The sequence below is a fragment of the Aurantimonas sp. A2-1-M11 genome (assembly GCF_036549475.1).
In the GTDB taxonomy this organism is placed as follows: domain Bacteria; phylum Pseudomonadota; class Alphaproteobacteria; order Rhizobiales; family Rhizobiaceae; genus Aurantimonas.
Genome location: NZ_JAZHLI010000103.1, coordinates 1 through 9,205 on the forward strand (window position 1 = coordinate 1; position 9,205 = coordinate 9,205).

General features: G+C 64.5%; 9 protein-coding genes and 4 pseudogenes. 9 read left to right on the forward strand and 4 right to left on the reverse strand.

The features are described from left to right. A pseudogene (locus tag VQ042_RS23450) lies at positions 1–117 on the forward strand (IS66 family transposase); the annotation flags it as partial. A 277-nt stretch (positions 118–394) separates the two neighbouring features. On the opposite strand, the pseudogene VQ042_RS23455 reads toward VQ042_RS23450, so the two are convergent. After that, positions 395–688 (reverse strand): annotated as a pseudogene (locus VQ042_RS23455) (transposase); the annotation flags it as partial. A 1,155-nt stretch (positions 689–1,843) separates the two neighbouring features. On the opposite strand from VQ042_RS23455, the gene VQ042_RS23460 reads away from it, so the two are divergent. Further along, positions 1,844–2,050, forward strand: coding sequence for a hypothetical protein (locus VQ042_RS23460; RefSeq protein WP_331822704.1), 207 nt, complete (start codon positions 1,844–1,846; stop codon positions 2,048–2,050). Between the two features lie 53 nt (positions 2,051–2,103). On the opposite strand, the pseudogene VQ042_RS23465 reads toward VQ042_RS23460, so the two are convergent. After that, a pseudogene (locus VQ042_RS23465) lies at positions 2,104–2,214 on the reverse strand (IS5/IS1182 family transposase); the annotation flags it as partial. 27 nt (positions 2,215–2,241) lie between these two features. Here VQ042_RS23465 and VQ042_RS26175 point away from each other — a divergent pair. Further along, positions 2,242–2,350 (forward strand): annotated as a pseudogene (locus VQ042_RS26175) (IS481 family transposase); the annotation flags it as partial. Positions 2,351–2,419: 69 nt separating this feature from the next. Here the strand turns inward: VQ042_RS26175 and VQ042_RS23470 are convergent. Beyond that, positions 2,420–2,725, reverse strand: a complete 306-nt coding sequence (locus VQ042_RS23470; RefSeq protein WP_331822712.1) for a hypothetical protein — start codon at positions 2,723–2,725, stop codon at positions 2,420–2,422. A gap of 341 nt (positions 2,726–3,066) precedes the next feature. Between VQ042_RS23470 and VQ042_RS23475 the strand changes: the two genes are divergently transcribed. Beyond that, a complete protein-coding gene (locus VQ042_RS23475; RefSeq protein ID WP_331822705.1) occupies positions 3,067–3,309 on the forward strand; it encodes a DUF6894 family protein in 243 nt (80 codons plus the stop codon). Positions 3,310–4,000: 691 nt separating this feature from the next. Next, complete coding sequence (locus VQ042_RS23480; RefSeq protein ID WP_331822706.1) at positions 4,001–4,720, forward strand: GGDEF domain-containing protein; 720 nt, start codon at positions 4,001–4,003, stop codon at positions 4,718–4,720. 18 nt (positions 4,721–4,738) lie between these two features. On the opposite strand, the gene VQ042_RS23485 is transcribed toward VQ042_RS23480, so the two are convergent. Then, positions 4,739–5,104 (reverse strand): DUF971 domain-containing protein, encoded by a 366-nt coding sequence (locus VQ042_RS23485; protein WP_331822707.1) that lies wholly within the window; start codon positions 5,102–5,104, stop codon positions 4,739–4,741. A 203-nt stretch (positions 5,105–5,307) separates the two neighbouring features. On the opposite strand from VQ042_RS23485, the gene moaA reads away from it, so the two are divergent. The 4 genes from moaA (at position 5,308) to VQ042_RS23505 (ending at position 9,068) form a co-directional block, all read left to right on the forward strand. After that, positions 5,308–6,297 carry a GTP 3',8-cyclase MoaA gene (gene moaA / locus VQ042_RS23490; RefSeq protein WP_331822711.1) on the forward strand — a complete coding sequence of 330 codons (990 nt, stop codon included), beginning with the start codon at positions 5,308–5,310 and terminating at the stop codon, positions 6,295–6,297. 3 nt (positions 6,298–6,300) lie between these two features. Then, the gene (locus tag VQ042_RS23495; protein ID WP_331822708.1) at positions 6,301–6,780 is read left to right on the forward strand and encodes a hypothetical protein; all 480 of its coding nucleotides are present in this window, start codon (positions 6,301–6,303) and stop codon (positions 6,778–6,780) included. Between the two features lie 132 nt (positions 6,781–6,912). Beyond that, the gene (locus tag VQ042_RS23500) at positions 6,913–7,806 is read left to right on the forward strand and encodes a DMT family transporter (RefSeq protein ID WP_331822709.1); all 894 of its coding nucleotides are present in this window, start codon (positions 6,913–6,915) and stop codon (positions 7,804–7,806) included. After that, positions 7,806–9,068 carry a multidrug effflux MFS transporter gene (locus tag VQ042_RS23505; RefSeq protein ID WP_331822710.1) on the forward strand — a complete coding sequence of 421 codons (1,263 nt, stop codon included), beginning with the start codon at positions 7,806–7,808 and terminating at the stop codon, positions 9,066–9,068. The genes VQ042_RS23500 and VQ042_RS23505 overlap by 1 nt, the downstream gene beginning before the upstream one ends. Positions 9,069–9,205: the final 137 nt, after the last annotated feature.

Below are 9,205 nucleotides of genomic sequence, written 5' to 3' on the forward strand. Positions count from 1 at the left end.
ATCCTCCAGGGCTTCGACGGCATTCTTCAGGTCGACGGCTACAGCGGCTATCGCCGGCTGAGCAAGCCGACGCGCTCGGGCGGCGAGCCCATGGTGCTGGCATACTGTTGGGCTCATCTATGGACGCCCCCGACTTTGCAAGGGTCATTCCGGCGGTTTTGGCAATTCCTGCGGCTGCGCTCATCTATCCGGCTTCTACGATGTGGAGCACCCTGCGCCACGAGCCTTGATGGAATATCCGCGAACCGGCCCCCAATCACGTTGCGCGAGCTCGAAGCTCGATGCGCCCAACGGGTTCACCCGGTCCCGGTACGCCCGGTCTTGCCATCACTTGCCTTGTTGCCCTCGCAACCGCATCAGCCCGACTTCGGACCGATCAGGATAACCGCGGAACTCACGCCGGCATGCGGGCCGGCATTCCGTAGGTTCCACCATGACGCAGCAACGCCCAGACGATGCGCGCCGTCTTATTGGCGATCGCCACAACCGCGACATTGGCGGGGCGCCGGTCCCGCAGCTTCGCGAGCCAGGTCCATTTGCGCCCGCGCCAGCGCATGACGGAGCGGCTGCCATGAACGAGCAACTTGCGCAGATAACCGTTGCCGCGCTTACTGATCGAGCCCAACTGATCCTTTCCTCCGGTCGAATGCTGCTTTGGCACCAGCCCCAGCCAGGCCGAGAAGTGACGGCAACACGCTGGATCGCAGGCGGCCTGAGCGATCTCAAACATTACATTTGGTAACATTTTTTTCTGTTGCAGCCGATTGTCGGGAGTTCAGGGAGGGCGCACTATGGAGCCATGGCACCCGTGCGTTACTCACTTCGAAAGCTCTCCGACAGGACTTGGTCCGTTGTCGACTTGTTTACGGACTTGCCCTTAGTTATTGATGAACAAGTGATGGTGGATATGGATGCGAAGGAAGCTGAAGAGTTCGTTGACCTCCTCAATAAAATCGACTTTCAGCGCCGCCACATATTCGAGCAGAACTAGAGAATGTCCCCCGATCGATGAATCGGATATGAAGTGACGGTAGGCGCGGCGTCTGATTCAAAGTCTACCTTGATGGAGGTGGATGATGGCCAGAGCGTTGAGCGAGGATCTGCGGTCACGAGTACTGAAGGCGTCCTCGGACGGAACGATCATCCCCTCCTGCCGCTTCTTTCCCGCACCAGCATGCATATGTGGACGGCCCCTCCTCGCAAGGGGTTGAACAGCGTTTTTGGATCGGATCGCTTGCGGTCATATGTCCGGCGTCCGTGTGTGCGGTCGCACATGACCGCCGGCCAAGATGGTTTCCGCGACGAGAGTTCCCAATAAGCTAGCGGCCTACGAATAGCCGATGCATGCTACGGAGTGGCCCACGCCTCGGATCGATCGATCGCACCACCTGCTCATTCTCTTGCAAGTTCCGGCATCAGCATCGCGGTTGCATGATTGTCTGCTCCCCGCAGTAGCTGATCCTTAAGCTGCCCTCTCCATGGTGGGCGGCACAGCATGCGCTCGATATGATATGAGTCGCCGGTCACCATCATCTTCCAGGCAATGCGCGCTTGAAATCCTTAACGACCTCATTCTGGCACATCGATGCCGTGCGGGGGCCGTCCACTCCAACAGGCTGCGAAGCGGGCGAGCGCGTCTGTGATCGGCCTTCCTTGGGAATGGCTGTCAACTGATACCGTTTCGCTTTGCAGCGAACGTTTGCAACGCAGCGGACACGCGGTGACCACATTCGGTGAACAGCCTGTTGGCATTATCAGACGCGGCAGAGTTTTCTCTGACGTCCCCTCTCACCCTTCGAGATGTATCGCGTTCGCTCGAGCAAGCCTGAACACGGAGTTCGACATGCAAGCGAAACAGCTCACCGCGCGGCGTCCCCTTTTTCCGAGGCAACACGACGCGGCGGCGATTTTGTCTCACAACCCCGAATGGACCGCGTTGAGCAATGCCTTGGAGGCCGGCTTTTCTGCGACCGAGGCAAAGTACATGCTGGATCTAAGCGACGAGCAGATAAGCAATTATTTCCGCTGCCAGCGGGAAGCGGCCGGATAGTGCAATTCCGGCCTGTGGGACGGTGATCGGTTACAGTCCGTTTGAAAATTGTCTCAAAGGCTGATGCGTCGGAGCAGGAGGCTTCCTATGGCGACGTGGATCATGGCTTCCGAGACGTCGATGCGCTGGTCGTAGTCGCCCAGGAGGCGTCGCCAGCGGATTATCCGAAGGTTGTTTCGACCACCCGTCAGCGCGGGAACCTCTACGGCAGCGTCGGTGCGCTTACAGGGAGATCTCGACGCCTGGCTCGTCCACTACAACACCGAGCGACCGCACCTCGGATGCCGCAACATGGGTCGAGCAATGCCGTCATTTCGCGACCGGCGCGGCCATTGGCATAGGCCTCCAGCGCCTGGCCGCCGGCATACATCAGTGCCACGACCCCGCCGCCAGCGTCTCGCCGACCAGAAGTGCCGCGGTCATCGCCAGCACCGCGACGATATCGAGGCGCAAATTCCCGCGACGCGCGCTGAGGACCATCTCGCAAGCCAGGACCGCGAGAACCGGGATCACCCCGACCGCCGAGGCGCCATTGGCCAGGTCGGGCCGGCCAAGCGCCCAAGCGACGTTCCCCGCAGCCAGCCCGGTCACGGCAAGGGCGATCGAGGCGACGCGCACACGACGCCTGATGCGCCCGTAATCGACGACCGGTGCGCGCCGTTCCGTTAAAATCATCTGTCCGGTCCCATGCCCCGAAATCTCCACGACGCCATTCCGGCGGACGGAACCAGATCGCGCGCAGATCCGTCGCCCGCGGCAGGCGTGCGTAGGCGAGCGCCGGTCACTCCCGCGATCGGGTCCCGTCGGCGTGATGCTGCAGACGGTCGAGGGGCGCGGACGATATCGACCAGATGTCTCGTCCTAGCACCGTCTTTGGGAATTTGATCAGCGCTGTCCGCAACTTGCCTCCGCGCAGCGCAATTAGTCAGCGAACGACTTCCCTGGGGCCCTGACGGGATCGAACCTGGGCGCCGAAGCGTCTAGTCAGTGCGCATGCCGCTTCACCGGAGAATTCGATGCCCCTCTATTTTTTCGACATTCAGGACCGATACGCGTTCAGCGAGGACGATGTCGGGGTGGAATGCGAAACGCGGGAGAAGGTGCGCGATACGGCCTTCGAGGCGCTACCCGGCCTGGCCAACTCCGCCTTGTCCCATGGGGACCACCACACCATCACCGTGACGGTTCGCGACGAGGCCGGCACGAACGTTCTCAGGGCGTCGCTGAAAATGGACGCCGACTGGCTGGACCGCGACTGAAGGGCGAGATCGCCCGGGACGACAGGATATCGCTGACGGACAAGCGAACCGCGGGGCTCGCGACTGGAACGATTGCGGGAGATGAGAGTAAGCGTTTGGAAGACGCAGCGGCGGTCAGACCAGAATGCCGCAAAGCGCAACCGACACCTGACATCATCCCGCGGAGGACAAAATGGACCGTCAAGGCTGGAGCAGGCACGAGCCTGAACGCCGCAAATATCGGGCGGCCCTCGGATGGCTGATCGTGCTGGTGACAGTCGGCGCAGTCGGCGCCTTTCTCCTTTCCGAACGCGGAGATGGCCTGTCGGACGGGCCACAGCCTGCCGTAACGCCTCCGGCACCAAGCGCAATCGTGGAATGATCCGCGCGCCGCATTGGGAACAGCGTTTCTTAAGAGCCGTCGCGAACGACCCGGCGATGAACGATCACGGGGAAGTCTTCCCGATACGCGCCCTATCGCGATAGGATTGGGGAACGATCGATGAGAGCACCCCTTCACGCTGCATCATTCCAGCATGAAGAGGTCTATAAATGAGACATATCCTTGCAGCCGCAGCGTTCTCGATCGTCGCAACTCCGACGTTCGCGCAGGAGCCGAAGAACATTGTTTTGAGATGACGCGCGCACAATTTCCTCACGACCACTGTCCCTGCGCGGCTTCGTCAAGCTGACGGTCGTGACGCTCTGCGGCATGCTCTTCTGCATTGCGGTATCGCTCGCCTACAACGCGGTCATGTTTCGCAATGCGCATCCCGAGCCCTTCCGCCTGGCGATGATGTCTGCCGTCGTCCTGCCGACGATCCTGGCCGGTCCGCTCTTTGTCTACCTTTTGCTGAAGCTTCGGGACCTGCGCATCCTGAACCGCGAACTCCAGATCATCGCGGCCCATGACGGACTGACCACGCTGCTCAATCGGCGCGCCTTCACCGAACGGGCCGAGGCGCGGCTCGAAGCCATGGCGACAGGTGACGTGCCCGGCGCCCTGTTCCTGATCGATGCGGATTTCTTCAAGTCGATCAATGACCGCTACGGTCATGCCACCGGCGATCGGGCCCTGAAGGCCATTGCGCTGCGTCTGAAGGAGTGCCTGCGGCCGGGCGATATCATCGGCCGGCTGGGCGGCGAGGAATTCGGTGTGCTCCTGCCCGGTGTCGACCGTTCCGCAGCGATGATCGTAGCCGAACGCTTCTGCGACTCCGTCGCGAGCATCCGACTGACTTCCCTGGAGGGGAAGTTGGTGCCCCTTTCGGTCAGTGTCGGCGGCGTCCTGTTCGATGCTCAGGACAGCTTTCACGCTCTCTACCAGGCGGCCGACGACCGCCTCTACAAGGCGAAGGCCAGCGGCCGCAACCGCTTCGTCCTGGCCAATGCGGTCTTGCGGGAGACGGTCGCCGAGCGGGCCGAGATCTGAGGCCCCCGGCGGCGAGTCTCAACGCTCGCGCCGGAGCCCCTTGGCCTGCAGTTCGTCCAGATAGGCCTGCCAGCGCGAATCCTTCTCGCGCGCCAGGTCGGCGAGATAGCCCCAGGTGAAGATGCCGGTATCGTGACCGTCGTCGAAGCCGATGCGGACCGCGTAATGGCCGATCGGCGCGACCGAGGCGATCGCCACTTCGATCTTGCCGCCAACGGTCTTGCGCTGGTCCGGCGAATGGCCCTGCACCTCGGCCGAAGGCGACATCACCCGCAGCATCTCGGCCGACAATTCGTCGCGTCGGCCCTCCGGCTGGACGAGCACCAGCGTCCGCCGATCGGGCGTGACGCGGATTTCCTGCGGCGGTAGAGTGGCCTCGGTCATGGCTGTTTCGCCTCCCCGGCGTGATTCATTTTGTCGGACAAGGGCTTCATCGTCTCCCGGCGCTTGACCCGCAAGCACCACGCTTCCACATTCGCTGGCATGGACATCACCCTTGCCCGCGAAGCCGCAATCTCATGAGCATCGTCACCGACATCAAGGCCGCTGCTGCAAAGACCCGGCCGCAGACCGCCGCGAGCCCGGAGATGATCGACCCCTTCGGGCGGGCGGTCACCTATCTGCGCGTCTCGGTCACGGACCGCTGCGATTTTCGCTGCGTCTACTGCATGGCCGAGGACATGACGTTCCTGCCCAAGCGCGACCTTCTCACGCTCGAGGAACTCGACCGTCTGTCCACCGCCTTCATCGACAAGGGAGTGCGCAGGCTGCGCCTGACCGGCGGCGAACCGCTGGTGCGCAAGAACATCATGCATCTGGTGCGCTCGCTGTCGCGGCATCTGGAATCGGGAGCGCTCGAAGAGCTGACCCTGACCACCAACGGCTCGCAGCTCGTCCGCTTCGCCGACGAACTGGCCGATTGCGGCGTGCGCCGCCTCAACGTCTCCCTCGATACGCTGGACGCGGACAAGTTCCGGCAGATCACCCGCTGGGGCGAGCTCGACCGGGTGATGGCCGGCATTCGCGCGGCACAGGCCGCCGGCATGAGGATCAAGCTGAACGCGGTGGCGCTGAAGGGTTTCAACGAGGACGAGATCCCCGCCATGATCGAGTGGGCCCATGGCGAGGGCATCGACTTCACGCTGATCGAGACGATGCCGCTCGGCGAGATCGACGAGGACCGCACCGACCAGTATTTGCCGCTCAGCCAGGTGCGTCGCGACCTCTCCCGGCGCTGGACGCTCGACGATATCCCCTACAAGACCGGCGGACCGGCGCGCTACGTGGAAGTGGCCGAGACCGGTGGGCGACTCGGCTTCATCACGCCGATGAGCCACAATTTCTGCGAAAGCTGCAACCGCGTCCGCGTCACCTGCACCGGCACTCTCTTCATGTGCCTCGGACAGGAAGACGCCGCCGATCTGCGGGCGCCTTTGCGCGCCTCGGAGGGCGATGAATTGCTGTCGAACGCCATCGACGAGGCGATCGGCCGCAAGCCGAAGGGGCATGATTTCATCATCGACCGCGACACGAGCAAGCCCTCGGTCTCGCGGCACATGAGCATGACCGGAGGATGATCCATGCGCTTTGAAGGACTGTCGGTCGCCGCGCTGGTCTTGGCGGCTGTGCTAACCAGCGTCGGCCCGGCGAACGCCGACGACGTGACCTATCGCAACGAACGCTTCGGCACGACGGCGCGCTTTCCCGCCGAGGCCTTTCCGGACCAGCTGCCGGCCCCGACGAATGGCGACGGCCTCGGCTGGCGCTCGCCGGAGGGTGCGGAGATCTTTATTTACGCCAGGCCGCGCCAGGAGGGCGAGACGCCGAAGGCGGTGGTGCGCGAGCGCTCCGACACGGACGAGGTCACCTATGACCGGTCCGGCGAGCGCTGGGCCGTCGTCTCGGGCTATCGCGACGGCAGGATCTTCTACGAGCGCTACATCTTCCGGGGCGATCTCGTGCATTCGGTCTCGATCCGCTACCCGGAATCGGAGCGCGAGACCTATGATCGGCTGGTGGGACCCATCACCATGACGCTGGACGGCCCCGCCCGCGAGTAATCGCGGAGAGGAATCCCTGCCTGGGCGATCCATCGGCGGCCAGAGCCTGCCTTCGGAAAACGCTCCGTCGCCCTCGCCAACTGCCGGGGTGAGGCGTAAGGGAAGCTGATCATCCACCGCCCGGGGCGTCCCTTGCTCAGCGACAATGCGCGCGCCGCGCTTTTCATGCTCGTCTCGATGGCGGGATTCGTGATCAACGACACCTTCGTGAAGCTGTCGTCGGAACACATCGCGCCGGCACAGATCATGGCGGTGCGCGGCGTCGCCGCGTCGCTGCTGCTGTTCCTGCTGGCATGGCGGATGGGGGCGCTGCGGCCTGTGCGCATGGCGATGTCGCCGCGGCTGATGCTGCGCACCGTCGCCGACATCATCGCGACGCTCTCCTACATCACCGCCCTCGCCCACATGCCCATCGCCAACGCCTCTGCGATCTTCCAGGCGCTGCCACTCACGGTCACGCTGGGTGCCGCGCTGTTCCTGGGCGAACCCGTCGGCTGGCGGCGCTGGGCCGCGATTGCCGTGGGCTTCGTCGGCGTCCTCGTCATCGTGCGGCCGGGCACCGAGGGCTTTACCGTCTATTCCCTCGCCGTGCTGGCTTCCGTCGCCGGCTCGGCGGTGCGCGACCTTGCCACCCGGCGGATGGACCGGGCCGTGCCGTCGCTGTTCGTCGCCCTGATCACCGCGATCGCGGTCTCCGCCCTGGGCTGGCTGCTGATCCCGCTGTCCGGCGGCTGGAAGCCGATGCCGGGGATGACGATCGTGCATCTGAGCTGCGCGGCCGCCGCCATCGCCGTCGGCTACATCTTCATCGTCCAGGCGATGCGGCTCGGCGACATGGGCTTCGTCGCGCCGTTTCGCTACGCGATCCTGGTCTTCGCGCTGATCCTCGGCTTCGTCGTCTTCGGCGACCTGCCCTCGCCGCTCACCCTCCTGGGCGCGGCCATCGTGGTGGCAAGCGGACTTTATACCCTATATCGCGAACGGGTCCGCGGGGTCGCCGCGCCGGTCAAGACACAGGTGCATTGATGCTGACGCAAAGCCCGGGCCCGCGGGCCGAACCGGCCATCCCGCCGGCGGCGGAGGAGACCGTGCCACCGGCAAACGGCGGCTCGGCGCCGCGCCGGCCGATGCTGGTCTCGCTGATGATCGCCTCGGCCTTGTCGCCGCTGGCGATCAACATCTTCATCCCCTCCATGGCCTCGATCGCCGCGGATCTGTCGGCGGATGGCGCGACGGTCGGGCTCGGCCTGTCGCTGTATCTCGTCGCGACGGCCATCATCCAGCTCATCGCCGGTCCCCTCTCCGACCGTTACGGCCGCCGGCCGATCATCCTCGGCGGCATGGCGCTGTTCCTCGTGGGCACGCTGCTGTGCCTGGTCGCCGACGACGTGGTGCTGTTCCTCGTCGGCCGCGTCATCCAGGCTGCCAGCGCCACCGGAATCGCACTGTCGCGGGCGATCGTGCGCGACGTCTACACCCGCGAGCGCGCGGCCGCGATGATCGGCTACGTCACCATGGGACTGGCGGTGGCGCCGATGCTGGGGCCGCTCATCGGCGGCATCCTCGACACCGCCTTCGGCTGGCGCAGCGTCTTCTGGCTGCTCACCGGCATCGGCGTCGTCACGATCGCCCTCCTGGCCTTCGACCTGTCGGAAACCAACAGCGAGAAAGGCCAGCCGATCCTGCCGCAACTGCGCGCCTATGGCGAACTGGCGGGATCGTCGGCCTTCTGGATCTATGTCGGAACGTCGTCGCTGACTTCCGCCGTGTTCTTCGGCTTTCTCGGCGGCGCGCCCTTCATCGCCATGGCCGTGCTGGGAATGACGCCTGCCGGCTACAGCGTCTGGTTCGCGCTCTGCGCGATCGGCTACATGGCCGGCAATTTTGCCACCGCACGGCTGTCCGAACGGTTCAGCATCAAGACCATGATGGTCTCCGGCGCCACGCTCACCCTGGCCGCAACCGGCCTGTCGCTGGCTCTGATCGCCGGCGGCTTCCTGTCGCCGCTGACCCTGTTTGCGCCGATGCTGCTGGTCGGGTTCGGCAACGGGCTGGTGCTGCCGACGGCCACCGCCGGCGGCATCAGCGTCATGCCGCAGGCCGCGGGCGCGGCGGCCGGCATGCTCGGCGCCTGCCAGATCGGCACCGGGGCGCTCAGCTCGATCCTTGCCGCGCTGCTGGCCACCGGCGCGAGCGGCGCGGTGGGTCTCCTCCTGCTGATGACGGGCATCGCGGTGGCCGGCCTCGGCGTGGCGCTGGCGGCCAAGCGCGTGCAGCCGGCCGGCTGACGGGGAATATCGTTTCGCCCGACGGGCAGGGCAATCGCATTTCAGAACAGGCTGAGCAGGCGAGAGAGGAATGCATTGTCCCAGCCTGCCCTTTGGAATTTCCCCTTCAAGGATTCCTTTGAGCCGTCCTTCTGCAT